This window comes from Streptomyces phaeofaciens, assembly GCF_014648915.1.
Classification (GTDB): Bacteria; Actinomycetota; Actinomycetes; order Streptomycetales; family Streptomycetaceae; genus Streptomyces; species Streptomyces phaeofaciens.
Window position 1 is genome coordinate 148,872 of record NZ_BMSA01000020.1, and the last position, 25,159, is coordinate 174,030.

At 72.3% G+C, this 25,159-nt stretch carries 24 protein-coding genes and 1 pseudogene; 14 read left to right on the forward strand and 11 right to left on the reverse strand.

The annotated features are described in order from the left end of the window. Nucleotides 1–184 precede the first annotated feature (184 nt). A complete protein-coding gene (locus IE275_RS29745; protein WP_189714765.1) occupies nucleotides 185–925 on the reverse strand; it encodes a class III extradiol dioxygenase subunit B-like domain-containing protein in 741 nt (246 codons plus the stop codon). Between the two features lie 121 nt (nucleotides 926–1,046). After that, nucleotides 1,047–2,576, reverse strand: a complete 1,530-nt coding sequence (gene miaB, locus IE275_RS29750; protein WP_189714767.1) for a tRNA (N6-isopentenyl adenosine(37)-C2)-methylthiotransferase MiaB — start codon at nucleotides 2,574–2,576, stop codon at nucleotides 1,047–1,049. A 144-nt stretch (nucleotides 2,577–2,720) separates the two neighbouring features. Between miaB and IE275_RS29755 the strand changes: the two genes are divergently transcribed. After that, entirely contained in the window at nucleotides 2,721–3,761 is a 1,041-nt protein-coding gene (locus IE275_RS29755) for a DMT family transporter (RefSeq protein ID WP_189714769.1), read from the forward strand. Between the two features lie 127 nt (nucleotides 3,762–3,888). On the opposite strand, the gene IE275_RS29760 is transcribed toward IE275_RS29755, so the two are convergent. Together IE275_RS29760 and IE275_RS29765 are read right to left on the reverse strand one after the other, a co-directional pair. Next, nucleotides 3,889–4,638, reverse strand: a complete 750-nt coding sequence (locus tag IE275_RS29760; RefSeq protein ID WP_189714771.1) for a PP2C family protein-serine/threonine phosphatase — start codon at nucleotides 4,636–4,638, stop codon at nucleotides 3,889–3,891. Nucleotides 4,639–4,733: 95 nt separating this feature from the next. Beyond that, nucleotides 4,734–5,618, reverse strand: coding sequence for an NAD(P)-dependent oxidoreductase (locus tag IE275_RS29765; protein ID WP_189714773.1), 885 nt, complete (start codon nucleotides 5,616–5,618; stop codon nucleotides 4,734–4,736). Between the two features lie 152 nt (nucleotides 5,619–5,770). Between IE275_RS29765 and IE275_RS29770 the strand changes: the two genes are divergently transcribed. Continuing rightward, entirely contained in the window at nucleotides 5,771–6,367 is a 597-nt protein-coding gene (locus IE275_RS29770) for a TetR/AcrR family transcriptional regulator (RefSeq protein ID WP_189714775.1), read from the forward strand. Nucleotides 6,368–6,384: 17 nt separating this feature from the next. Here IE275_RS29770 and IE275_RS29775 read toward each other — a convergent pair whose 3' ends face one another. The 3 genes and pseudogenes from IE275_RS29775 to IE275_RS29785 form a co-directional block, all read right to left on the reverse strand. Continuing rightward, nucleotides 6,385–7,563, reverse strand: coding sequence for a pyridoxal phosphate-dependent aminotransferase (locus IE275_RS29775; protein WP_189714777.1), 1,179 nt, complete (start codon nucleotides 7,561–7,563; stop codon nucleotides 6,385–6,387). Nucleotides 7,564–7,699: 136 nt separating this feature from the next. After that, complete coding sequence (locus tag IE275_RS29780) at nucleotides 7,700–8,386, reverse strand: response regulator (protein WP_189714779.1); 687 nt, start codon at nucleotides 8,384–8,386, stop codon at nucleotides 7,700–7,702. Between the two features lie 338 nt (nucleotides 8,387–8,724). Then, nucleotides 8,725–9,747 (reverse strand): annotated as a pseudogene (locus IE275_RS29785) (sensor histidine kinase); the annotation flags it as partial. Nucleotides 9,748–9,858: 111 nt separating this feature from the next. On the opposite strand from IE275_RS29785, the gene IE275_RS29790 reads away from it, so the two are divergent. The 3 genes from IE275_RS29790 (at nucleotide 9,859) to IE275_RS29800 (ending at nucleotide 13,583) form a co-directional block, all read left to right on the forward strand. Next, nucleotides 9,859–10,344: a cation:proton antiporter regulatory subunit gene (locus IE275_RS29790; RefSeq protein ID WP_189714781.1), complete on the forward strand. Its 486-nt coding sequence runs from the start codon at nucleotides 9,859–9,861 to the stop codon at nucleotides 10,342–10,344. 7 nt (nucleotides 10,345–10,351) lie between these two features. Further along, a complete protein-coding gene (locus tag IE275_RS29795) occupies nucleotides 10,352–11,665 on the forward strand; it encodes a cation:proton antiporter (protein WP_229870694.1) in 1,314 nt (437 codons plus the stop codon). 508 nt (nucleotides 11,666–12,173) lie between these two features. Continuing rightward, a complete protein-coding gene (locus IE275_RS29800) occupies nucleotides 12,174–13,583 on the forward strand; it encodes a hypothetical protein (protein ID WP_189714783.1) in 1,410 nt (469 codons plus the stop codon). Nucleotides 13,584–13,601: 18 nt separating this feature from the next. On the opposite strand, the gene IE275_RS29805 is transcribed toward IE275_RS29800, so the two are convergent. After that, nucleotides 13,602–14,009, reverse strand: a complete 408-nt coding sequence (locus tag IE275_RS29805) for a pyrophosphohydrolase domain-containing protein (RefSeq protein WP_189714785.1) — start codon at nucleotides 14,007–14,009, stop codon at nucleotides 13,602–13,604. A 201-nt stretch (nucleotides 14,010–14,210) separates the two neighbouring features. Between IE275_RS29805 and IE275_RS29810 the strand changes: the two genes are divergently transcribed. After that, the gene (locus IE275_RS29810) at nucleotides 14,211–15,209 is read left to right on the forward strand and encodes a TAXI family TRAP transporter solute-binding subunit (RefSeq protein WP_189714787.1); all 999 of its coding nucleotides are present in this window, start codon (nucleotides 14,211–14,213) and stop codon (nucleotides 15,207–15,209) included. A gap of 97 nt (nucleotides 15,210–15,306) precedes the next feature. Here IE275_RS29810 and IE275_RS29815 read toward each other — a convergent pair whose 3' ends face one another. Both IE275_RS29815 and IE275_RS29820 read right to left on the reverse strand, forming a co-directional pair. Then, on the reverse strand, nucleotides 15,307–16,719 hold the full coding sequence (locus IE275_RS29815) for a sensor histidine kinase (RefSeq protein ID WP_189714789.1): 1,413 nt from the start codon (nucleotides 16,717–16,719) through the stop codon (nucleotides 15,307–15,309). A 9-nt stretch (nucleotides 16,720–16,728) separates the two neighbouring features. Next, a complete protein-coding gene (locus tag IE275_RS29820) occupies nucleotides 16,729–17,415 on the reverse strand; it encodes a response regulator transcription factor (RefSeq protein ID WP_189714791.1) in 687 nt (228 codons plus the stop codon). A gap of 289 nt (nucleotides 17,416–17,704) precedes the next feature. Between IE275_RS29820 and IE275_RS29825 the strand changes: the two genes are divergently transcribed. The 8 genes from IE275_RS29825 to IE275_RS29855 all read left to right on the forward strand — a co-directional run bounded on the left by IE275_RS29825 (nucleotide 17,705) and on the right by IE275_RS29855 (nucleotide 24,116). Next, nucleotides 17,705–18,481 (forward strand): amino acid ABC transporter ATP-binding protein, encoded by a 777-nt coding sequence (locus tag IE275_RS29825; RefSeq protein WP_189714793.1) that lies wholly within the window; start codon nucleotides 17,705–17,707, stop codon nucleotides 18,479–18,481. Nucleotides 18,482–18,551: 70 nt separating this feature from the next. Then, complete coding sequence (locus IE275_RS29830) at nucleotides 18,552–19,415, forward strand: glutamate ABC transporter substrate-binding protein (RefSeq protein WP_189714794.1); 864 nt, start codon at nucleotides 18,552–18,554, stop codon at nucleotides 19,413–19,415. A gap of 111 nt (nucleotides 19,416–19,526) precedes the next feature. Beyond that, a complete protein-coding gene (locus tag IE275_RS29835; RefSeq protein WP_189714797.1) occupies nucleotides 19,527–20,192 on the forward strand; it encodes an amino acid ABC transporter permease in 666 nt (221 codons plus the stop codon). Next, on the forward strand, nucleotides 20,189–21,091 hold the full coding sequence (locus tag IE275_RS29840; RefSeq protein WP_189714799.1) for an amino acid ABC transporter permease: 903 nt from the start codon (nucleotides 20,189–20,191) through the stop codon (nucleotides 21,089–21,091). Before IE275_RS29835 ends, IE275_RS29840 begins: the two co-directional genes overlap by 4 nt. A gap of 193 nt (nucleotides 21,092–21,284) precedes the next feature. After that, on the forward strand, nucleotides 21,285–22,904 hold the full coding sequence (locus tag IE275_RS29845; protein ID WP_189714849.1) for an FAD-dependent monooxygenase: 1,620 nt from the start codon (nucleotides 21,285–21,287) through the stop codon (nucleotides 22,902–22,904). A gap of 129 nt (nucleotides 22,905–23,033) precedes the next feature. Next, complete coding sequence (locus tag IE275_RS47280) at nucleotides 23,034–23,105, forward strand: putative leader peptide (protein WP_311710492.1); 72 nt, start codon at nucleotides 23,034–23,036, stop codon at nucleotides 23,103–23,105. Between the two features lie 91 nt (nucleotides 23,106–23,196). Next, the gene (locus tag IE275_RS29850) at nucleotides 23,197–23,724 is read left to right on the forward strand and encodes a cupin domain-containing protein (RefSeq protein ID WP_189714801.1); all 528 of its coding nucleotides are present in this window, start codon (nucleotides 23,197–23,199) and stop codon (nucleotides 23,722–23,724) included. Further along, the gene (locus tag IE275_RS29855; RefSeq protein WP_373299307.1) at nucleotides 23,721–24,116 is read left to right on the forward strand and encodes a rhodanese-like domain-containing protein; all 396 of its coding nucleotides are present in this window, start codon (nucleotides 23,721–23,723) and stop codon (nucleotides 24,114–24,116) included. Before IE275_RS29850 ends, IE275_RS29855 begins: the two co-directional genes overlap by 4 nt. 16 nt (nucleotides 24,117–24,132) lie before the next feature. On the opposite strand, the gene IE275_RS29860 is transcribed toward IE275_RS29855, so the two are convergent. Beyond that, on the reverse strand, nucleotides 24,133–25,101 hold the full coding sequence (locus IE275_RS29860; RefSeq protein ID WP_189714803.1) for a sugar ABC transporter substrate-binding protein: 969 nt from the start codon (nucleotides 25,099–25,101) through the stop codon (nucleotides 24,133–24,135). Between the last annotated feature and the right edge of the window lie 58 nt (nucleotides 25,102–25,159).

Consider the following 25,159-nt stretch of genomic DNA (forward strand, 5'->3'; position numbering starts at 1 on the left):
ACGCTCCCGGCCGTCCGCCGTTTCTGCGGTCGGCCACGCGCCGCACGGCCCGTGGCACACCGGCCGACGAGCCGGCTCTCGGGCAGCAGGCCGTGTGGTGCATCGGCCCGCGAGACGGCCCTGCGGCCGCACGCCGCGTCGCGCACCGGCCCGCGAGGCGGCCCTGGGCGCTCGGGCCGGAGGGCTACGACCAGGCCGCGACCACGTACCCCACGCCGTACGGCGCGTCCTCGTAGAGCAGAGTGCCGGTGAGGGCGGCGTTCTCGGCGGCGCCCGCGAGGATCTGCCAGGGGGCGCGGCCCGAGACCTTCAGTTCGTGGGCCAGGCCGATGTCCAGGGCGGTCAGCGCCGCGAGGTCCGCCGTGCCCAGCGCGCGGGCGACCGCCGCGTCGAAGGGCGCCGCCCGCTCGTCGAGGTAGCCCGGTGCCTTCAGCGTCCGGCAGGCACTGGCGTCGCCCATCACCAGCAGCGCGACCCGTTCCGCCCGCGCGCCGATCTCCCGTCCGGTCTCGGCGCACGCCTCGGCGGTGAGCGCTTCCGTCACGCCTAGTCCCTCGAGCGGGGCGTCCGCCCAGCGGGTCCGCTCCAGCAGCCAGGCGGCGACGGAGAGCGAGGGCGGCAGCTCGCGCCCGGTGGCGGCGGCCGCGTCAGGGGCGTCCTCGCCGTGAATATGAGCGCCGCCCAGTCGTACGGCGAGGTCGACGCCGAAGCCGCGGAACGAGCCCCACGTGCCCGCCGCGTGGACGCCGGCCCCGGCCTCCTCGGTGGGCGCGACGACCACGAGCCGGTCCGGGCGGGCGGCCGCCAGCACGGCCAGCGCGTCGGAGCAGGCGGCGCGCGCCGTGTCCAGCTCGGGTGCGGCGCCCGTGGCGACCTCGGGCACGAGGAGCGGGGGGCAGGGGCAGACTGCGGCGGCGACAAGCATGATCGGCAGGGTAGCCCCGCAGGACGGCCGAGCGGCGCGACACCCGCCCCGGTGCGCCCGAACAGCGCCTCACCCGCCGCCGCGCGGGCCGGGCACGGCAACCGGGTCAGTCGCAGCCGGGTCAGTCGCAGCCGCAGCCGCTGCCCGTGGCGACCGGCAGCGGGGCCGGGGCGCCGATCTTCGGCAGGCCCAGCATCACACCGGCCGGCTTGGCGGCCTTCTCCGCGGTGCGCTTCTCCCAGGCGTCGCCCGCGCGCGTGCGGCGCACGTCGAGGACGGCGCCCTCGGCGAGGAGGTGGTGCGGGGCGGCGTACGTGATCTCGACGGTCACCACGTCACCGGGGCGGACCTCCTGGTCCGGCTTGGTGAAGTGGACCAGGCGGTTGTCGGCGGCGCGGCCGGAGAGGCGGTGGGTGGCGCCGTCCTTGCGGCCCTCGCCCTCGGCGACCATCAGCTCCAGGGTGCGGCCGACCTGCTTCTTGTTCTCCTCCCAGGAGATCTCCTCCTGGAGGGCGACGAGACGCTCGTAGCGCGCCTGGACGACCTGCTTGGGGATCTGGTCCTCCATGGTCGCGGCCGGGGTGCCGGGGCGCTTGGAGTACTGGAAGGTGAAGGCCTGCGCGAAGCGGGCCTCGCGGACGACGTGCAGGGTCTGCTCGAAGTCCTCCTCGGTCTCGCCGGGGAAGCCGACGATGATGTCGGTGGTGATCGCGGCGTGCGGGATGGCGGCGCGGACCTTCTCGATGATGCCGAGGTAGCGCTCCTGCCGGTAGGACCGGCGCATCGCCTTCAGGACCGGGTCCGAGCCGGACTGGAGCGGCATGTGCAGCTGCGGCATCACGTTCGGCGTCTCGGCCATGGCGGCGATGACGTCGTCCGTGAAGTCGCGGGGATGGGGCGAGGTGAAGCGGACGCGCTCCAGGCCCTCGATCTGCCCGCAGGCGCGCAGCAGCTTGCTGAAGGCCTCGCGGTCGCCGATGTCGGAGCCGTAGGCGTTGACGTTCTGGCCGAGCAGGGTGATCTCGGAGACGCCCTCGTCGACCAGGGCCTCGATCTCGGCGAGGATGTCGCCGGTGCGGCGGTCCTTCTCCTTGCCGCGCAGGGCCGGGACGATGCAGAAGGTGCAGGTGTTGTTGCAGCCGACGGAGATCGACACCCAGGCCGCGTAGGCGCTCTCGCGGCGCGTCGGCAGTGTGGAGGGGAAGGCCTCCAGGGACTCGGCGATCTCGACCTGCGCCTCTTCCTGCACGCGCGCGCGTTCCAGCAGGACCGGGAGCTTGCCGATGTTGTGCGTGCCGAAGACGACGTCCACCCAGGGCGCCTTCTTCACGATGGTGTCGCGGTCCTTCTGCGCGAGGCAGCCGCCGACCGCGATCTGCATACCGGGGCGGGAGGCCTTCCTGGGCGCGAGCCGGCCGAGGTTGCCGTAGAGGCGGTTGTCGGCGTTCTCGCGCACCGCGCAGGTGTTGAAGACGACGACGTCCGCGTCGCCGTCCGAGCCCTCGGGGGCGCGCACGTACCCGGCGTCCTCCAGCAGTCCGGACAACCGCTCGGAGTCGTGGACGTTCATCTGGCACCCATAGGTGCGGATCTCATAGCTCTTGGGTGCTTGAACGTCCACTGCGAGGCTCCGGTCGCTGCTGCTGGTCATGCCTCAAGGGTAGGCGCTCGCCACGATGCCTCCGGCCGGGAGGCGGATCGTCGTACGACGCCCGGTGGTGGCGGCCGGTTCCAAAGTGGCACGGTGCACGGACCATGCCGGCGGGCGGCACCGGAACACGAGGGGGATCAACCGATGACGACCTCGACGCGAGCGGGTTCCGTCGGCGCGCAGTTCCTCGCGCTGGCCCTGCTGTGGGGAGCGAGCTACCTCTTCATCAAGGTCTCCCTGGACGGCCTGTCCCCGGCGCAGGTCATGCTCGGCCGGCTCGCCCTGGGGGGTGCCTTCCTGGCCGCGGTCATGGCCGTGACCCGGCGCCGCTGGCCCCGCGACGCCCGTACCTGGCGCGCGCTCGCCGCGATCTCGGTGTTCCTGTGCGTGGCCCCGTTCTCGCTCTACGCGTGGGCCGGTGAGCGCATCCCGTCCGGGCTGTCCAGCATCTACAACGCGACGACCCCGCTCGCGGCCCTGCTCGTCTCGCTGATCGTGCTGCCCGACGAGCGGCTGACCCGCGCCCGCGCGTGGGGCCTGGTCCTCGCCTTCCTCGGCGTCACCGTCGTCGCCGCGCCCTGGAGCGCCCTCGGCACCTCCGGCGACGGCGCCTCTCTCGCGGCCCAGCTCGCCTGTCTGGGCGCCAACGTCTGCTACGGCATCGGCTTCGTCCTCAGCCGCCGACTGCTGCGGGGCACCGGGCACGACACCCTCACGATCGCCGCCGGCCAGGTCGTCGTGGCCACGGCCGTCGGGCTCCTCGTCGCCCCCTTCATCGGCGGTCTCGAACCGGTCCGTCTCACCCCGTCGGTGCTGGGCGGCATCCTGGTGCTGGGCACGGCCGGCACCGGACTGGCCTACATCCTGAACACCCGGATCATCGCCGCGTGGGGCGCGACCACCGCGGCCACGGTCACCTATCTCACCCCGGTCGTCGGCGTCGTGCTCGGTGTCCTCGTGCTCGGCGAGACCGTCCACTGGCACGAGCCCGCCGGCGCCGTCCTGGTCGTCCTCGGCATCCTGGTCAGCCAGGGACGGCTGGGGGCGCGCCGCCGGCCGCCGGCCCTGGCTGTTGTTCCGGGCCCAGGTCCGGGAGCGGGGCCGCAGCCGGGACCTTCGGCGGGTCTGCGGCGGGCACAGCGACTCGGATCTCCACCGGCGCCGGGATCCGCGGCCGACGTCTGACGTCTGATGTCTGACGTCCGATATCTGATGGCCGGCGTTGGCGTCTGGCGGTCACGGGGCGCCGGGCACCTGCCGACCTTGCGTCATGCCGCGCCGGGCACCTGCCGACCCTGCGTCATGCCGCGGGTCATTCGTCCGAGACCCGCACCAGCGTCAGCGTGATGTTGTCCGGGCCGCCCTCGGCGATGGCGGCCTTCCACAGTTCGAAGGCCGCGCGGGCGTCATCGTGCTCGCGCAGTATCTCCCCGAGCGCCTCCTCCGGCACCGGGTCGGTCAGCCCGTCGGTGCAGACGAGGTAGCGGTCGCCGGGTGCGAGGGGAAAGGCCGTCACATGAGGGCGGACGGGGCGGAAGTCCGGGCTCCCGCCAAGGCATTGGGTGACGACGGACGTCGTGCGCTGCCCGGGCGCGAGCGGCGGACTGTCGTCGACGCTCACCTGGCGCAGCCCGTCGTCCTCGACGGCGAAGACCCGGCTGTCGCCCACGTTGAACACCAGCAGTTCGTCGGGTCCTACGACCACCCCGGCGATCGTCGTCCCCATGCCGGCCAGCTCCTCGCCCTCGTCACCGCCGGCGGCCTGGTACACGGCGTGGTTGCACGCGTCCAGGGCGTCGCGGACGGCGCCCTCGTCGGTCAGCACGGGCCCCAGTGACGCGATCCGGCGGACGACCAGCGCGCTGGCCACGTCGCCACGGGGATGCCCGCCGAGCCCGTCGGCGACGGCGACGGCGAGGGGCGTCCCGAGCGGGAAGACCAGGGTCTGGGGGTTCTCGGTCACCGTGGCGCACAGGGTCCACGGCCCGGCGACGAGACTGTCCTCGTTCCGGTCCCGAAGCAGCCCGGGATGGCTGAGCGCCGTCACGACGACATGCGGCATGTCTCAAGGGTAGGCGGCCCTGGGGGCCGTCACTAGCGCGGGATGCGTTTGTCGCATCCCACGTCACAGGCGCGCGGGCGTCACCCTCGGAGCCCTCAAGCAGCCGTCCGGGAGCCGGTCCTGGCCTCCAGCGCGTGCAGTACGGCGACCATGTCCTCGCCGCCGTGCCCCTGGGCGACCGCCTCGTCGTAGAGGGTGTGGCAGACGTCGAGAAGGGGCGAGGCCAGGCCGGCCTGGCGGGCGGCCCGGGCGATCAGCCGGTTGTTCTTCAGGACGTCGGCGGCCGCCGCCTGCACGGCGAAGTCACGGGCCAGCAGCTTGGGGGCCTTCCCGCGGGAGACCGCGCTGGCCATCGGTCCGGCGTCGAGGACGTCCCGGAGCAGGCGTTGGTCGAGTCCGTGCCGGTCGGCGAAGTGGAACGCCTCGGTCAGCCCGGTGACCAGGGTGATCAGGAACAGGTTCACGGAGAACTTCATCAGCAGCGCGCCCGGGACCTCGCCGCAGTCGAACGTCTCGCGGCACAGGGGGGCCAGCAGGGGCCGTACGGCTGCCACGGCGTCGTCGTCGCCCGCCAGCATCGCCACCAGCTCGCCCTGCTCGGCGGGGACCCTGGAACCGGAGACCGGGGCCTCGACATAGGTTCCGCCCGCCGCCCGGACGGCGTCCCGCAGGCCCGTCGAGTACGCGGGCGAGACGGTGCCCATGTGGACGACGGTGCGGCCGCCGACACGCGTGGCGAAGTCCGCGGTCCCGCGGGCCAGGACCGCGTCGAGGGCGCTCTCGTCGGCCAGCATGAGGATCACCGTGTCGGCCCGGTCGAACACCTCGGCGGGGCTCGCCGCGATCTCGGCGCCGGCCTCGCGCAGGGGTGTGGCGCGGCCGGGGGTGCGGTTCCAGACGACGAGCGGCGTTCCGGCGCGGGCGAGGTTGAGCGCCATGGGCTGCCCCATGACCCCGAGGCCGATGAATCCCACGTACATGACACGCACCCTTCGTTCCGGTCCCTCCGGCCCGGGGCGGGGGTGAGTCCCGCCGTCCGTGGCCGTGACAGCTCGACTATGACAGCGGTCATAGTAGTCGTCGCTATGACAACGGTCATAGGGTGAGGACGACACAGAGCGGGAGGTCGACAATGGCGGTGTCCGAACGGGGGCCACGGGAGCGGATGGTCTTCAGCGCGGCCCAGCTCATCCGGCGCGACGGGGTCGCCTCGACCGGGATGCGCGAGGTGGCGGCGCAGGCGCGGGCGCCGCGCGGATCGCTCCAGCACTACTTCCCGGGCGGCAAGGAGCAGTTGGTCAACGAGGCCGTGGGCTGGGCCGGCCGGTACGCGGGCAACCGGGTCGCCCGTTTCCTCGCGGCGCTGCCCGAGCCCACGCCCGGCGGGCTGTTCTCGGAGATGGTGCGCCAGTGGACCGACGAGTACGGGGCCACCGGGTTCGCGGGCGGCTGCCCGGTCGCGGCCGCCACGGTGGACTGCGCGGAGTCGAGCGCGTCCACCCGGGAGGCGGTGGCGGCCGCGTTCGCCGCCTGGACCGGGCCGGTGGCCGGGGCCCTGGTGGACATGGGGGTGCCGCGGGAGCGGGCCGGCGCGCTCGCCACGCTCATGATCAGCGCGCTGGAGGGGGCGATCCTCGTGGCCCGCGCCGAACGGGACGTCCGGGCGCTGACGACCGTGGCACGCGAGCTGGGCCCCCTCCTCGACGCGGCGGTGCGCCAGGACGGCTGACCGCGCCGCGGCGCGCGCTACCGGAGCGTGGCCACGAACTTCCCCAGCCGGGCCAGGCCCTCGCGGAGCGTGTCGGCGGAGGCCGCGTAGGACAGCCGTACATGGGTCTCGGCGGTCTGCACGCCGAAGTCCCGGCCCGGGGTGAGGGCGACGTGCGCCTCCTGGAGCGCCCGTTCGCAGAACTGCCACGAGGTGAGCCCGGTGCCGCTGACGTCGAAGTAGACGTAGAACGCCCCGTCGGGCGGGACCGGGACCGGGAGGCCCATGCGCTCCAGGCCGTCGAGGACGAGGGCGCGCCGCTCGGCGAACTCGACCCGGCGGGCCTCGCAGACCGCGAGCGACTCGGGGGTGAAGCAGGCCAGGGCGGCGTGCTGGGCGGGGGCGGAGGCGCAGAGGAAGTAGTTCTGGGCGAGGCGCTCCAGTGCCGGTACGAGAGGTTCGGGCACGACGCACCAGCCGAGCCGCCAGCCGGTCATGCCGAAGTACTTCGAGAAGCTGTTGATGACGACGGCGCCGGGATCGAGGGAAAGGGCGCTGCGCGGCGGCCGGCCCCGCTCGTCGTGGTCGGCGAGGTCGAGGTAGATCTCGTCGACCAGGCGCCAGGCGTCGTGCTCGCGGGCGAGGTCGCAGATCGCGGCGAGTTCGTCGGTGGGGACGGAGGTGCCGGTGGGGTTCGACGGGGTGGCGACCATGACGCCGCGGGTCCGGTCCGTCCAGTGCGACCGTACGGTGGCCGCGTCCAGCTGGTAGCGGGTCCCGGCGGTGGTGGGGACGAGGCCGACGCGGGCGCCGAAGCTCTCCACGATCTGCCGGTTGCAGGGGTAGGACGGGTCGGCGATGAGCACCTCGTCGCCGGGATCGACGAGCGCGGCGGTGGCCAGGACGAGCGCGGCCGAGGCCCCGGCGGTGACGACGACCCGGGCCGGGTCCACGTCGACGCCGTGCCGTTCCCGGTAGAACCCCGCGATGGCCCCCCGCAGTGCGGGCAGCCCGAGCGCCGCCGTGTACGACATGGGCGTACGGGCGTCCATGACCTCGCGCAGCGCGCCCACGACGGCCGGGGGCGCGCCGAAGTCCGGCTCGCCCAGGCTGAGCTTGACGACATGGTGGCCCTGCGCCTGAAGCGCGGCGGCGTGCTTGCCGAACTCCATGGCGTAGAAGGGCGCGACGGCCTGGGCGCGTTGCGAGATCCTCATACTGCGGCCTCCGGTTTCGAGGACGGACGGTTGCCGGGACCTCCCGGTCGGCCGACCGGCCCACCGTAAGCCCGCAGGGCCCTCAGCCCGAAGCCGCTCCCGTCGCCCCTTCCGGCCCTGTCCCCGCCGGGCGCGCTCAGGGGTCGATGAGACCGGCCCGTATGGCGTAGCGGGTGAGTTCCAGGCGGTCGCGCATGCCGAGTTTGTGCAGGAGGTTGGCGCGGTGGCGTTCGACCGTCTTGGCGCTGATGTGGAGCAGTGCGCCGATCTCCCGGGAGGTGTGTCCCTCGGCGACCAGCTTGAGGATCTCCTCCTCGCGCTCGGTGATGGGCCGCTGGGGCAGCCCCTCGACGCCGTCGCCCCGGTGCAGCCGGTCCAGATAGGAGCGGACCAGCGCCCGCTCCGCGCCCGGGTAGATGAACGGCTCGTCGCGCACCACCGCCCGGCACGCCTCGACGAGGTCCCGGTCGGCGACCGACTTCAGGACATAGCCGCCGGCCCCGGCCTTGAGGGCCTCGAAGAAGTACTGCTCGTTGTCGTACATGGTCAGGATGAGGATCCGCAGGGCGGGCAGTCGGCGGGAGAGTTCGCGGGCCGCCTGGAGGCCGGTCATCCGGGGCATCGCCACATCGAGGACGGCCAGGTCGATGCCCCCGGCACGGGCCTTCTCGACCGCCTCGGCCCCGTCCCCGGCCTCCGCCACGACCTCCAGATCGGGTTCGCCGTCCAGGATGAGCCGCACGCCCCGGCGGACCAGCGTGTGGTCGTCGGCGAGGAGGACCCGGATCGGCGGACCGCCGGTGCCGGGGGTACCGGCGGTCATCGGCCCGCTCCCCTTACGTCGGCGTCCGTGCCCGGCTCGTCCGTACCTGGCTCGTCGGAGTCCGGCTCGTCGGAGTCCGGCTCGTCGGTGCCCCGCTGGCCCGTGCCCGGCTCGTCCGTACCTGGCTCGTCGGAGTCCGGCTCGTCGGTGCCCCGCTGGCCCGTGCCCGGCTCGTCCGTACCCGGCGGGTCCGTGTCCGTCGCCAGGTCGGCCGGGATCGCCTTCGGCGATGCCCACAGGCGGATGTCCGTACCCGCGCGGCCGGGGTCGATACGGTCGGCGGCACCACGGCCGCTCCCGTCACCGCCCGCCTTCCGCTCGCCCTCCCCCGACGCCGGCCCCGGGCCCGGCCCCGGGCCCTGCCCCGACGTCACCTCCAGCCTCGCCCCTATCAGCAGCGCCCGCTCCCGCATCCCCCGGAGACCGGCCCCTTCTCCCGTCGCCGCGCCGAGCCCGCGGCCGTTGTCGCGTACGAGGAGTTCGACGCCGCCGGCGAGGGGGCGCAGGCGGAGTTCGGCATGGTCGGCACCGGAGTGGCGGGCGGTGTTGGTGAGGGCTTCCTGGGCGACGCGGTAGAGCACGAGTTCCGTTTCCTGGGGCAGCGGGGGCAGGCCGGGGCGCAGGTCGGGGCGGACCGTCAGCCCATGGGTGGTGAACTCGGCCGCGAGCGACCGCAGGGCGCTGAGCAGCCCGAGTTCCTCCAGGACGCCGGGGCGCAGCCGACGGGCGATCCGACGTATCTCGTCGAGCCCGGCGCGGGTGGCCTCCTGGGCCTGGCCCAGTTCGTCGCGCAGTTCCTCCGGTGCCCGGTCGGCGACCCGTTTGAGCTGGAGGAGGACGGCGGTCAGGGTCTGGCCCACCTCGTCGTGGAGTTCGCGCGCGATCCGGTGCCGCTCGCGTTCCTGCGCGGACAGCGCCCGCCCCGCGCTGGCGGCGCGCTCGGCCTCCAGCCGGTCGAGCATGGCGTTGTACGTGGTGATCAGCTCGGCGGTCTCCACCGGCCCGGAGACCACGGCGCGGGCGCCGGGCCGCAGCAGGTCGGCGGCGGCCATCGCCCGGCCGAGGCGTCCGAGCGGGGCGAGTCCGACCCGCAGCACGAGGACGTTGACGGCCAGGAGCACGGCCAGTCCGCCCAGCACGACGAGCGCCTCGCCCGGCAGGACCGGTGTGGAGACGGTGACCGGTCCGAGCAGCAGCGCGGTGGCCACGATCAGGCCGAGCGCGTTGAGGGCGAAGATCCGCCAGAACAGCGACACGTTTCCTCCGCCTCCGCTCCGCCTTCTCCCGCCACGTACCCATGGCACCGCCGTGACCAGCCTTTCTTCCGCACCGCGGCCCTGTCCATCCGTCACAACACCCATGTCGCCACCGTACGGCCGGATGGCAGCATGGCGGCTGCGCGCACCCGGCGTCGGCCTCGCGGCCCGCCGTCGGCAGCCGTATCGCAGGAACGATCAGCAAGGGGAAGAAACGTGTCTGCTCCACGCCTCCGGACGACACCGCTACCAGGCATCGGCGTCCAGTACGACCTCGTGACCCGCGAGCAGCGCCACCTGTCGGTGGTGGCGCACCGCGACGGCACCCGCACGGTCGGCGTGTACCAGGCGGACGACCCGGACTCCTGCGCCCACTCCCTGCATCTGACCGGCGCGGAGGCCGGCTCCCTGATCGACGCGCTGAAGCCGTCCCACCACAGCGCCAGCCTGCTGTACACCACGGACCTGGGCCTGGTCGCCGAGCGGATCGAGGTCTCGGCGACCTCGCGCTGGAACGGCCGGCTGCTGGGCGACACCCGGATGCGGACGGAGACGGGCGCCTCGATCGTGGCGGTGCTGCGGCGGGCCGAGGCGATCCCGTCCCCGGCGCCGGACTTCCGGCTGGCGGGCGGTGACACCCTGATCGTCATCGGCACCCGTGAAGGTGTGGACGCGGCCGCCGCGATACTCGGGCGGGAGTGAAGAACGGGTGCACTCCTCCGCCGTTCTGCTGATCGAGTTCGGTTCCATCATCCTGGGCCTCGGCCTGCTCGGCCGGTTCGCCGCCCGTTTCCAGTTCTCACCGATACCGCTGTACCTGCTGGCCGGTCTGGCCTTCGGTGAGGGCGGACTGCTGCCGCTCGGCGCGAGCGAGGAGTTCGTCGCGACCGGCGCGGAGATCGGCGTCATCCTGCTGCTGCTGATGCTCGGCCTGGAGTACTCGGCGAGCGATCTGGTCTCCAACCTCAAGGCCCACTACCCGTCCGGTCTCGTCGACGGCGCGCTGAACGCGCTGCCGGGCGCGGCTGCCGCGCTGCTGCTCGGCTGGGGTCCGGTGGCCGCCGTGGTGCTGGCGGGCGTCACCTGGATCTCGTCGTCCGGGGTGATCGCCAAGGTCCTCGGCGACCTGGGCCGGGTCGGCAACCGGGAGACCCCGGTGATCCTGAGCGTGCTCGTCCTGGAGGACCTGGCGATGGCGGTCTATCTGCCCATCGTCACGGCGCTGGTGGCCGGGGCGGGGCTGGCTGCGGGCAGCCTCACCCTGGCCGTCGCGCTGGGCGTCGCGGGACTCGTGCTGTTCGCGGCGTTGCGCTACGGCCGTGTCATCTCGCGTTTCGTGTCGAGCGACGACCCGGAGAAGCTGCTGCTCGTCGTCCTGGGCCTGACCATCCTGGTCGCCGGTGTGGCCCAGCAGCTCCAGGTGTCGGCGGCCGTGGGCGCGTTCCTGGTGGGCATCGCGCTGTCGGGGGAGGTCGCCGAGGGCGCGCACACACTGCTGAGCCCGCTGCGGGACCTGTTCGCGGCGGTCTTCTTCGTCTTCTTCGGACTGCACACCGACCCGGCGAGCATCCCTCCGGTCCTTCTCCCCGCGCTCGCGCTGGCCGTCGTCACCGCCGGGACGAAGATCGCCACCGGCTACTGGGCGGCCCGGCGCGCCGGTATCTCGGCCAAGGGCCGCTGGCGTACGGGCGGCGCGCTGGTGGCGCGCGGCGAGTTCTCGATCGTCATCGCCGGGCTCGCGGTCACCGCCGGAATCGAGCCGTCTCTCGGCCCCCTGGCCACGGCCTACGTCCTCCTCCTCGTCGTCCTGGGCCCCCTCACCGCCCGCTACACCGAACCTGTGGCGACCTGGTGGACCCGCCGCCGCACTCCGGGGACGGGGACCGGCGCGGGGACGAGTACGGGCCCAGGCACAGGCCCCGGCACGGAAACGGGCACGGTCGCGGGCACGGGCACGGTCGCGACCGCGGGTGCGCCGGAGCAGCTGCCGGACGTGCGGCGGCAGACGCCGGTGAGCGACTGAGAAACGCGCCGACGGGTCTCGGGACACCGACAGGCGCCCGAGCGAACACGCCGCCGGAGAGGCCGACGCACCACGGACGGCGACGGGCGACCGGTGACGACAGCGGCGACGGGCGACGGGCGACGACAGCGGCGACCGGCGACGGGCGACGGGCGACGGGCGACGGGCGACGGCAGCAAGGATCGCCGCCCGGGCGACCGGACGACCGGACGACCGCCCCGGCGGATCAAAGACGCCGACCCGCCACCGCGCGACCACACGAACCGCCGGACAGGGACTCCACGGGCCGGGGAGGGGCTGACGCCCCCTCCGGCCCGCTCGTGTCCCACGTCACACCCACCCACATGGCTGATTTACGAAGCCGCGAGGCACACCCATGGCATGCTCATGGCCTGTTACCGGCCAGTAGCAACGCCTGCCCGGCCGGTCCCCCTTGCTCACCCCCCACCTCCCAGGACTGACCTTGCGCAGACGCACGAGGCACTCCCGTGCCTTCAGCCGTGCCCTCATGCCCGCATTGGCCGCATCCGCCCTCCTCCTCGCCGCGGGCTGCTCCTCTCCCTCGTCGCAGGCCGACTCCCCCGCCTCCACCGCCACCCGGCCGGCCGACGCGGACGCCTCGCCCGCCTCCGCCGACCGCTCGCTCGCGGTGGCCGCCGCCCCCGCCGGCACCGCGACCGCCACCGCCCGCCCGGGCAGCGCCGGCGGCGAGGCCCACCGCACGGAGCTGAGCGTCAGCTCCTACGACCGGAAGACCCGGCGGGCCGTCATCGTCTCCGACGACGACCCGGACGGGCCGGGTTCCTCACCTTCGGCCGGTGCGAGTTCACCCGCCGCGGACTCCCCCTCTCCGAGCGCCTCGGAGACCCCCCATCGCACCGCCGTCGGCGATGTCATCGCCAGCGCCCCCGCGCCCGGCGCCCCGCAGGGGCTGCTCGCGAAGGTCACCGAGGTGATCGGCGAGACCGAGCGGGGCACGGAGGTGCAGACCGAGCCCGCCCAGCTCAACGCCCTCCTCGGGGACGACACCGCGAAGGGCAGCGTGCCGGTGGACCCGGCCGACTTCGCGGTCGACAAGCTGCTGCCCGACGTCGACGTCTCCTGGTCGCGCACGGATGACGTGCACGTCGGACCCGAGGGCGCGACCGTTCCCCTCGGCAGTCTGCGGCTCGACGTCCGCGCCGACCTGCCGACCGCGGGCGACGCCGCCGCCTCGGCGTCCGCGTCGGTCGAGGGCTTCGTACAGGTCGCCCCGCAGGTCGACTTCCGCTACGGCGGTGCGGGCGCCGACACCGCGCCCGCCTCGGCGTACCTGGGCGTGTCCGGCGACTGGACCTCGGGCTGGGCGCTGAAGGGCCGCGCGGGCGCCTCGGCGGCCCCGGTCCGGATTCCGTTCGCCACGCTGCACGCCGACCCGGTGCTCCAGGTCGGCCCGGTGCCCGTCGTGGTCAACCTCGACCTGACCTGCTACGTCCAGATCAGCGGCGACGGCAAGGTCACCGTCGACGTGGAGCAGAACCTCAAGGGCGACTTCACGGCGGGCGGCACCTTCACGGCCGCCCAGGGCTGGACACCGGTCAACTCCTCCGACATGACGAGCACGCCCGTCCGGACCTCCGTCACCACCGCCGGCAGCGTGAAGGCGGCTCTGGGCGCCCAGGCCACCGTCGGTCTGTACGGCAGCGTCGGCGTCATCGCGGACCTGGCCCCGTACGTCCGCGGCGAGGCAACCGGAACGGTGACCGGTACCGACGACGTGTTCGAGGCCGACGGCTCCTGGGCCGTCTACGGCGGGGTCGACCTCAACGGCACCCTGCGCCTGCAGCTGTCGGTCTTCGGCACGCCGGTGCTCCAGCGGGACATCCCGCTCGGTGCGCTCCACCGGGAGTGGAAGCTGGCCGGCGGCAAGACCTCCTAGGACGGGTCCGGCCGCGGTTCAGGACGCGCCGCCAGGTATCCATCCCTGGCGGCGCAGCACCGCCGACACGTCCGGTGCCTCGTAGTGCTCGCCCTTGAGGACCTTGCCGTCCTCGCGGCGGGCGACCTGGCCGTCGGGGCCGAGCTTCGTCATGTTGGACCGGTGGATCTCGGCGAGCACCGCGTCGAGGTCGATGCCGTGCACCAGGGCCGTGCCGTACGCGACGTAGACGACATCGGCCAGCTCGTGCGCGAGCCGGTCCAGCGGGCCGCCCACCGCCACCTCGGCGACCTCCGCCGCCTCCTCGGCCAGCAGCTCCCCCCGGTGCGCGGCGAGCCGTGGCGACACCTCCGTCGGCGTACTGCGGGCGTCGAGCCCGAAGGCGCGATGGAACTCTCGGACCAGTTCGACGGGCGAAGAACTCATGCACAGACTGTAACGACCGCCACTGACAACCCGCCCCGACAGCCCCTGCCGCGAGCCCCACCACGGGCCCCTGTGGCCCCTCCGCGAACCCCGTTGCGACCCCTGCGTGGCCCCTTCGCGAGATCCACTGCGGCCCCTCCGCGAGGTCCTCCGTGAACCCCGCCCTGGTCAGCAGCGCGTCGCGGCTGGCAGGATCGCCGCATGTCCAAGATGTTCCCCCGGATCGGCAGGCGCCGGACGCTGCAAGGCGCGGCGGCCGGTGTCGTCGCGCTCGGGCTGCTGCTGTGGTGGCTGTTGCCGCTGGGCGAGGACCCGCCGAGCGGTTCGATCACCTTCAGCACGGGCACGCCCAGCGGCGTCTACCAGGAGTACGCCACCATGCTCCGCGACGAGCTGGCGAAGGACATGCCGAACCTGAAGGTGACCCTGACGACCAGCAACGGCTCGCAGGAGAACGTCCAGCGCGTGGCGGACGGCGATGCCGACTTCACCATCGCCGCGGCGGACGCGGTGCAGACCTACGAGTCGCGGCACCAGGGGGCCTCTGCCCGGCTGCGCGGCGTGGCCCGGCTCTACGACGACTATGTGCAGCTGGTCGTGGACCACGACTCGGACATCCGCTCCCTCGCCGATCTGAAGGGCAGGACGGTGGCGACCGGGCTGCCCCGCTCGGGGGTGCGGCTGATAGCGGAACGCGTGCTCAAGGCGGCCGGCGTGGACCCGGTGAAGGACATCACGGCTGTTTCGGAGGGCATCGACACCGGCCCAGAGAAGCTGCGGCAGGGGAAGATCGACGCGTTCTTCTGGTCCGGCGGGGTACCGACGGGCGGTCTGCGGGACCTGGCGAAGACCTTCGACTTCCGGTTCGTGCCGATCGACGCCTCCCTGGTCGCGAAGATGCACGACCAGGACAGCTCCACCGGGTACTACCGCGCGACGAACATGCCCGAGTCGGCGTACCCGACCATCCAGGACGGCAACACCGTGCCGACGATCGCGGTGGCCAACCTGCTGATGACCCGCACGGACGTGGATCCCCGGCTCACCGAGTGGCTGACCCGGACCGTGCTCAAGAGCCGGGACGACATCGGCTCGCAGGTGCACTCCGCGCAGCTGGTCGACCTGCGCACGGCGATCTACACCGACCCCCTCCGCCTGCACGACGGCGCCCGTCGCTACTACCGCTCCGTCAAGCCTTAGGGTCCGCTGTCCAGGCCTCAGGGCCCGCCGTCCAGGCCCCAGGGCCCGCTGTCCAGGCCTCGGCGCCCGCCGTCCGGATCATGCCGCGGACACGGGGTCAGACCGTGGGCCGTGACCTCGGCACCGACACGGTCACCCGCAGCCCGGTCGGCTCGTGACGGTCGTAGGACAGGGAGCCGCCGCCCGCCGCGAGCAGGGTCCGGGAGATGGACAGGCCGAGGCCGGATCCCTTGATGTTCTGATGGCGGCCGCTGCGCCAGAAGCGGTCGCCCACGCGCGCGAGTTCCTCGTCGGTGAGGCCGGGGCCGTTGTCGGTGACGACGACGGTGGAGGTCTCGCCGTCCGCCGCGACCGTCACCTCCACGCTCTCCCCCTCCGGCGTGAACTTCACGGCGTTGTCGATCACCGCGTCCAGCGCGCTGGACAGGGTGACCGGGTCGGCCCAGGCCGTGGTGGCCGGACAGTCCCCCACCAGCCGGACGCCCTTGGCCTCGGCGGTGGGCGCCCAGGCGGCGACGCGCTCGGCGGCCAGCGCGCCGATGTCGGTGACCCGCAGATCGGCCTCGGTGTGCTCGGCCAGGGCCAGGTCGAGCAGGTCGTCCAGCACCTGGGCCAGACGCCGGCCCTCGTTCTGGACGGAGGCGATCTCCTCGTTGCCCTCCGGGAGCTCGTAGCCGAGCAGTTCGATGCGCAGCAGCAGGGCCGCGAGCGGATTGCGCAGCTGGTGCGAGGCGTCGGCCACGAAGGCGCGCTGCTGTTCCAGCACGTCCTCGACGGTGTCCGCCATCTCGTTGAACGACCGGGCCAGCCGTCTGAGCTCCGGCGGCCCGCCGGCCACCGCGACCCGGGACTTCATCCGGCCGCTCGCGATCGCGTGGGTGACGAAGTCCAGGACCCGGACGGGCTTGAGCACCCAGCCGGTCAGCCGGAGCGCCGCGCCGATGGCCAGCAGCATCGCGGCGATCTCGCCGGCGCCGATCAGCACCCAGCCGTACAGGATCCGCGAGCGCATCGGGCCGGTGGGTGAGTCGGTGACGACGACCGCGACGACGTCACCGTCCCGGATGACCGGCGACGCGACGACGAGACGGTGGCGCTGCCACGGCCACACCTGCTGCGGGTCGTGGCTGCGCCGGCTGAGCAGCGCCTCCTGGAACGCGTCCCGCACCTCACCCTCCTGGGGGAGGTTCCACCCCTTTGGAGCAGTGGCCAGAGCGGTACGGGTGGGGTAGAAGACACCGGCTCGAATGTCGTAGACGTCGTAGTAGCTGGCCAGCTCGCGTTCGAGCGTCTCGCGTCGCTCGTTCGTGGACGAGGCCAGCGGCGCCTCCGCCTCCGACGGGACGGTGACGAACTGGGCGAGCGCCGCGAAACGGGCGGTGTCGTCGATCCGGTCGACGACCACTTTCTGCTGCTGGGCGCCCGCCACGCTGGCGGCCAGCGGCATGCCGAGGGCGAGCAGGACGGCCGCCATCAGCACGATGAGCAGCGGCAGAAGACGTGTGCGCAACGGTCCCCGCTACGCGCCGGGGGCGACGAGCCGGTACCCGACGCCGCGTACGGTCTCGATCAGAGCGGGCATGCGCAGCTTGGCGCGCAGGGAGGCGACATGGACCTCCAGGGTCCGTCCGGTCCCCTCCCAGCTGGTGCGCCAGACCTCGCTGATGATCTGCTCGCGGCGGAAGACCACACCGGGTCGCTGGGCGAGCAGGGCGAGGAGATCGAACTCCTTGCGGGTCAGCTGGACGACCGAGCCGTCCACGGTGACCCGCCGGGTGGGCAGCTCGATCTGCACGGGGCCGAGGCGCAGCGCGTCGTCGCCCGCCGCGGCCGGGTCCTCGGGCACCGTGCGCCGGCTGACGGCATGGATCCGGGCGAGCAGTTCTCCGGTGTCGTACGGCTTCACCACGTAGTCGTCGGCGCCCAGGTTGAGGCCGTGGATGCGGGAGCGGACGTCGGAGCGGGCCGTCACCATGATCACCGGGGTGGCGGTGCGCTTGCGGATCTTGCCGCAGACCTCGTAACCGTCCTGGTCGGGCAGCCCGAGGTCGAGCAGGACGACCCCGAAGCCGGGGCCCTCCGGGACCAGCGCCTGAAGGGCCTCCTCGCCGTTGCGGGCATGCGTGACGTCGAACCCGTGCCGCCTGAGGACCGCGGACAGTGCGGCGGCGACATGGTTGTCGTCCTCGACGAGGAGCAGTCTCATCCCGGCCCTCTCCGATTCATCGGCCGTTTGGTCTCGCTATGTACAAAAAAGCTGACACCGGTGCGTGTGCATCATGGCAGTCACGCTGATGGACGACGACGCCGTCAAGTGGGTTCCGGTTGCAGGGAACTTCCGTTACCCGGCCGATACGCTCGCAGGTCGCAAGTGCTACGACACGTGTCCGATTGCTATCGGATCGTGATGCTCAGATTCCCCTCAGATGTAATGACGCTGGTCGCGCCCGGTTATTACTGTCCTCCGAAACCGAGGAGGACGGAGCCTGAGAGCGATGACCGATGTTTCGGTGGCCAAGGAAGATGCGGCCCCAACCGACGATCTCGTCGTCCTGAAGAGTGTCAACAAGCACTTCGGTGCGCTGCACGTACTCCAGGACATCGATCTGACGATCACCCGCGGTGAGGTTGTCGTGGTCATCGGGCCCTCCGGGTCCGGGAAGTCGACCCTGTGCCGCACCATCAACCGTTTGGAGACGATCGACGCGGGCACGATCGCCATCGACGGGAAGCCGCTGCCCCAGGAGGGCAAGGCGCTGGCCCGGCTGCGGGCCGACGTCGGCATGGTCTTCCAGTCGTTCAATCTGTTCGCGCACAAGACCGTGCTCGAGAACGTGATGCTGGGCCAGATCAAGGTCCGCAAGACGGACAAGAAGCAGGCCGAGGAGAAGGCCCGAGCCCTCCTCGACCGGGTCGGCGTGGCCACGCAGGCCGACAAGTACCCGGCACAGCTCTCGGGCGGCCAGCAGCAGCGTGTCGCCATCGCACGGGCGCTGGCGATGGACCCGAAGGTCATGCTCTTCGACGAGCCGACCTCGGCCCTCGACCCCGAGATGATCAACGAGGTGCTCGAGGTCATGCAGCAGCTCGCCCGGGACGGCATGACCATGATCGTCGTCACCCACGAGATGGGCTTCGCACGATCCGCGGCGAACCGGGTGGTCTTCATGGCCGACGGCCGCATCGTCGAGGAGGCCACTCCCGACCAGTTCTTCAGCAACCCGCGCAGCGACCGTGCGAAGGACTTCCTGTCGAAGATCCTTCACCACTGACCGCGCCCCGGCCCGTTATGTCTGACGGAACCCGCACCGCCCTCAGTCCTTCATCCCTAAGGAAGTAGTCATGAAGCTTCGCAAGGTCACCGCCGTCTCGGCCGCCGTGCTCGCCCTCGCCCTCTCCGCCACCGCGTGCGGCGGCGACAGCGACGACGACGCGGGCAGCGGCTCCACCACCGGCAGTGGCGGCGGCGGCAAGATCAAGGTCGGCATCAAGTACGACCAGCCCGGTCTCGGCCTGAAGAAGCCCGACGGATCCTTCGCCGGCTTCGACGTGGACGTGGCGACCTACGTCGCCAAGCAGCTCGGCTACGAGCCCGACCAGATCGAGTTCGTCGAGACCAAGAGCGCCGACCGCGAGAACGCCCTCGCGCGCGGGGACGTCAAGTTCATCGCGGCCACCTACTCGATCAACGACGAGCGCAAGCAGAAGGTGGACTTCGCCGGCCCGTACCTGCTGGCCCACCAGGACCTGCTGATCAAGTCGGACTCGGACATCTCCAAGGGCACGGACCTCAACGGCAAGAAGCTGTGCTCCGTGACCGGTTCGACCTCGGCGCAGAACGTCCAGAAGTCGATCGCCCCGAAGGCGAACCTGAAGGAGTACAGCAGCTACTCGGAGTGCATCGCCGCTCTGCAGAACGGCACCGTGGACGCGGTGACCACCGACGACTCGATCCTCGCCGGCTTCGCCGCCCAGGACCAGTACAAGGGCAAGTTCAAGCTCGCGGGCCTGAAGCTGAGCAACGAGAACTACGGCGTCGGCGTCAAGAAGGGCGACACCGCGACCGTCGACAAGATCAACAAGGCGCTGGAGCAGATGGTCAGCGACGGCTCCTGGGACAAGGCGGTCACCGCCAACTTCGGCCCGGCGGACTACAAGAACGAGCCGGCCCCGAAGATCGGCGTCATCGTTCCGAACGCCTCGTAGTCACAGCCCAGCCCAGCGGGGTTTCCTGCGGCGCGCCGCCGTCCGTCGCGATCACGGCGGCGGCGCGCCGCACCCTTCTCATACGCCACCCAGCCGGAAGCGCGGGAGATCGTGTTCGACTTTCTTGAAGGTTACGACGTCCTAGGGGCGTTCTGGATGACGGTGAAACTCACCGCCCTCTCCGCCGTGGGCTCCCTGGTCTGGGGCACCCTGCTGGCCGCGATGCGGGTCAGCCCGGTCCCGCTGATGCGCGGGTTCGGCACCGCGTACGTCAACATCGTCCGGAACATCCCTCTGACGGTCATCATCCTGTTCTGTTCGGCCGGCCTCGCCGACGTCTTCGGCGTGACGATGGGTGCCGAGGACTTCAAGGTGCAGGGCTTCCGGCTCGCCGTGCTCGGCCTGGTCGCCTACACCGCGGCCTTCGTCTGCGAGGCCCTGCGGTCCGGTATGAACACGGTGCCGCTCGGTCAGGCGGAGGCGGCCCGGGCCATCGGCCTGAGCTTCACCCAGACCCTGTGGCTCGTCGTGCTGCCGCAGGCGTTCCGCTCGGTCATCGGCCCGCTGGCCAACGTCCTGATCGCACTGACCAAGAACACCACGGTGGCGGCCGCCATCGGCGTCGCCGAGGCCGCCTACCTGATGAAGACGATGATCGAGAACGAGGCGCAGACGCTGCTCATCGGCGCGGTCTTCGCGTTCGGGTTCGTGGTACTGACCCTGCCCACCGGCCTCTTCATGGGCTGGCTGAGCAAGCGACTGGCGGTGAAGCGATGAGCTCGGTCCTGTACGACACTCCCGGCCCCCGCGCCAAGCGGCGCAACGTCATCTTCACGGTGCTCTTCGCCGTCCTGATCCTGCTGCTCCTGTGGTGGGTGTGGCTGAAGATGGACGAGAAGGACCTGTTCGCCTCCGCCCAGTGGAAGCCCTTCACCGAGTCGCAGGCCTGGACGACGTACCTGCTGCCCGGTCTCGCCGACACGCTGAAGGCCGCGTCGCTCGCCATGGTGATAGCGCTTCCGCTGGGCGCGGTCTTCGGCATCTCCCGGCTGTCCGACCACCGGTGGGTGCGCGGCGCGTCCGGCACGGTGGTGGAGTTCTTCCGGGCGATCCCGGTGCTGCTGCTGATGCTGTTCGCCAACGAGTTCTACGCCCGCTCCACGGACATCAGCAGCGAGGACCGGCCGCTCTACGCGGTCGTCACCGGCCTGGTGCTCTACAACGCCGCCGTCCTCGCCGAGATCGTCAAGGCGGGCGTCCTGGCCCTGCCCAAGGGCCAGACGGAGGCGGCGTACGCCATCGGTCTGCGCAAGGGGCAGACGATGAGCAGCATTCTGCTCCCGCAGTCGGTCACCGCGATGCTGCCGGCGATCGTCAGCCAGCTGGTGGTCATCGTGAAGGACACCGCACTCGGCGGTGTGATGATCGGCTTCACCGAGCTGCTCAACTCGCGCGGCACGCTCGCGGCCAACTACGCCAACCCGATCCCGAGCTTCATCGTCGTCGCGATCATGTTCATCGTGCTGAACTTCATCCTGACCAGCTTCGCGAGCTGGCTGGAGCGCCGTCTGCGGCGCAGCAAGCGCAGCACGGGCGCGGTGCTCGGCGCGGAGAAGGTGGACGACCTCAACGCGGCCGAGGTCGGCGGCAGCTTCGGCTCTGGCGCGGACCACTAGATCTGACGCACACTCAAGCGATGTGACCCAGTGATGTGATCTGCCGGAGGCAGTGGCCCGCGCGCCGCTGCCTCCGTCGCTTGACGCAAACAACGCCAGTGGGTTGCATACGTTCTGTGATCGTGCACCCTGCTCCACCCTGTTGTTCACTCACGCCCGCGAGGACACCGTCGAAGGCAGGGAGTGCCGCGCCGTGGACCCGGTGATCATCGTCGGAGCGGGGCCCGTGGGGCTCACGCTCGCCCTGGCGCTGGCGCGTCAGGAAGTGCCGTCGGTCGTCCTCGACGAGGGCCCCGGCAAGGACGAACCCCGCCTCGCGCGCACCGTCGTGCTGCGCGCCGACACCGCCGCCCTGCTGGAGCGGCTCACCGGTGAGCCGCTGGACGGGGCGGGCATGCGCTGGTCCGGATGGCGGGCCATGCGGCGCAGGCAGGTGACACGCGAGTTCACGTTCGGCGACGACGAACCCGCCCCGCTGCACATCGCCCAGCACGTGCTGACCGGCGCCCTGCGCGCCGCGGCGGCGGGCGAGCGGCTGGTGAAGATCTCGGTCGACAGCCGGCTGGACACGGTCGAGCAGGAACCTTCCGGTGTCACCGCCCACACCCGCGGCCCCAAGGGCACCTGGTGGCGCGGCAGCTACCTGGTCGGCTGCGACGGCCCCCGCTCCACGGTCCGCAAACTCCTCGACATCCGCTTCCCCGGCCGTACGGCGGTGGAACGTCACGCCGTGGCCGCACTGCGGACGGAACTTCCCTGGGCCCGCGAGGCGTTGCTCCACCGGACACCGCCGTGGCGGACGTCCGGTCCCTCCGCCGGAGAAGTCACCGGACGTCCGCTGCCGGGCGGCGTCTGGCGCCTGGACTGGCTGCTCCCGCCCGGCAAGGACCTCGTCACGCCCGAGCTGCTGGTGGCCCGGGTGCGCGAGACCCTCGCCGGCTGGAGCGACGGCCCGGCCCCGGCGTACGAACTCCTGGACACCGGCGTCCACACCGTGCACCACCGGCTGGCCCGCCGCTGGCGCGTCGGACGGGTCCTGCTCGCCGGGGACGCCGCGCACCTGCTCGGCGCGTTCGGCTCCCAGGGGCTCGACGAGGGGCTGAGGGACGCCGACAACCTCGCCTGGAAGCTGGCCCTGGCCTGGCACCACGGCCCGCACGAGGGGCTGCTGGACAGCTACCAGACCGAGCGGCGCGCTGCCGTCTCCGCCCGGCTGCGCGCGGCCGACCAGGTGCTGCCCCTGCTGCGCGGCAGTGGCGGCATAAGGGCGTACGTCCCCGGCGCGGCCCGGGGCCACGACGTGCTGCTCTCGGACGGCCATCTGGGGCGCGGCCCGCTCGGCGCACCGGGCACCTATGCCCGGTCCCCGCTCGCGCCCCTGCACCTGGAGGCGGAGGTCCCGGTGGACACGCCCCTGGGCGCCCCGGTCGAGGACGTCCGGGTGACCGCGGAGGACGGCTCCTCCGTACGGCTGCGGGACCGGCTCGGCCGGGGCGCGCTGCTCGTCGTCCTGATCGCGCCGGGGACGGGCGTGTGGGAGCGCAGGCACTGGGTGTCGGCCGGGGTCATGCCCCGGCTGGCCGCCGCGGTGACGGCGCTGCCGAGCCCGGCCGAGCTGCTGGTGGCCGAGAGCTACCCGGGTGCGGCCGCCCACACCGTCCTGCTGATCCGGCCCGACGGCCATCTGGTCACCGCGCTCAACGGCGTGCGCCCCGCCGATCTGTACGCGGCGGCCGAGGCCGCGGTGGGCGGCCGAGCGGCCCGGAACGCCGAGAAGGCCGAGGAGGCCACGGCCGGCTCGGCGGCGAAGTGACCCAACCCCCACCCGGCCGGTACGACAACCGTATGACCGCACTCACTGTCGCCGTGCCGTCCGCATGGTGACAGTGAGTTGACCGGTCCACACCGGCATGGTCTACTCCGGATCGTGACCGACACCGATGTGCACCTGTGGCGGAGGGTCCATATGGACCTCGTCCGCTACGCGGGCTGCGTGTGTCGTCCCTCCTGCTGAACTCGCACCCTTCTTCCACCGGCGCGCGCCGCCGAGGCGCGGTCGCTCTCGTGCGCCGCCGCTCCCCGCGAACGTTCCCAGGACGGTACCCGTGTCTGTCTCTCCCGCTGTCCCCGCCGCCGTCGCCGCACCGACCCAGGCGGACCTCCTCGACTTCGTCCGGCGCACGGCCGCCGACACCGAGCTGATCGCCTCGCTCCCCCTCGACCCGGAAGGCCGCACCTGGGTGCGCCTGGAGGGGCCCGGCGGCAGCGAGGCCTGGCTGATCGGCTGGCCGCCCGGCAGCGGCACCGGCTGGCACGACCACGCCGACTCGGTGGGCGCCTTCCTCACCGCGCGCGGCACCCTGAAGGAGTACTCGCTGGCCGCGCGGCTGCCCACCGACGGCTGGAAGACCCTGGAGCTGACCGAGGACGTGGACCGGGAGCGCACACTGTCCGCCGGCCGGGGCCGCTCCTTCGGACGCCACCACGTCCACGAGGTCCTCAACGAGTCCACCGAAGAACACGCGGTCTCCGTCCACGCCTACTACCCGCCGCTGCCGCGCATCCGCCGCTACAGCCGGTCGGGACAGGTGCTGCGTCTGGAGCAGGTCGAGCGGCCGGAGGACTGGCAGTGAGCGGCGAGCGGCCCGTGGGCATAGACGAGTTGCTCGAACGCGTCCGTGCGCGGTACACGCGCGTGGAGGCACCCGAGGCGTACGAGGCCTCCCGCGCGGGCGAGGCGCTGCTGGTCGACATCCGGTACGCGGCCCTGCGCGAGCGGGACGGCCTGATCCCCGGCGCGCTGGTCGTCGAGCGCAACGAACTGGAGTGGCGGCTCGACCCGCAGGGCAGTCACCGGGTCCCCGAGGCCACGGGCCACGACCTGCGGATCGTCGTCATCTGCAACGAGGGCTACGCGTCCAGCCTGGCCGCCGCCTCGCTGCACGGGCTCGGGCTGCACCGGGCGACGGACCTGGTGGGCGGGTTCCAGGCGTGGAAGGCGGCCGGACTGCCGGTGACGCCGTAGCGGCCCGCCCCACGGCTCAGTCCTGTTGCGGGCAGTACAGCGGCGCGGTGTCGGCGTTGTCCCTGGTGACCAGGCGGACCGGCGTCTTGTCGATCCGGTCGGCCCTGCCGTCCTCGCGGAGCAGCGACACGACGTTCTTCACCGCCAGCTCGCCGGTGTCGGCGGCCGAGTTGGAGACCGTGGCGGAGAGGCGGCCGTCCTTGAGCGCGGCCAGGGCCTCGTCGGTCCCGTTGACGGTCACGATCCGCACGTCCTTCGCACCGGCCGCGTCGAAGGCCTCGCGGGCGGCGAAGGCCATCTCCTCGTTGGCCACGAAGGCGTAGTCCAGGTCGGGACGGTCACCGATCATGGCCCGGGCGACCGTCCGGGCCTTGGCGGGGTCGTACATGCCGGGTTCGTCCGCGACCACCTCGGCGTTGTCCGGCAGCCGCTCGGTGAAGGCGCCGGTGAGCAGGTCGGAGGCGGCGCCGGGGGCTCCGGCGATGACGCCGACGGTCACCTCGCGATCGGCCGCGTCCTCCTCGATCCACTCCGCGTCCAGTTCGCCGACCTGTTGCAGGTCCACGACGACGGCTCCGAGGAGGCCGGAGGTGTCCTCGGGGGCGACCGAGGTGAGGAAGATCGGCACGCCCGCCGCCTTCGCCCTTGCGATGTCCCCCTTGAGCGCTTCGACGTCGACGGTCTGCACGATCAGCGCGTCGACCCCCCGGGCGATCAGGTCCTCGATGTTGGCGACCTCGTCACCGGCGTCCTGGCGCGAGTTGGCCGTGTGGAGCGTGACACTGTAGCTGCGGGCCGTGCGCTCCACCGCCTCCTGAAGACACGTGTGGAACTCGGTCGTCCCGCCGTTGACGAACCCCACCGTGATCCCGCCCTTGACGCCCGACGATCCGGTGTCCGACGGCCACACGGCACAGCCGCCGAGCAGCAGGCTGCTGAGGGACGAGGCGACCAGCGCTCTTCGGGTGCGGGTGGACACGGGCATGGCGAAGCCGCCTCTCGGGAGGGTTCGGGAGCGAAGCCCGTACCGTGACGAAGATCGG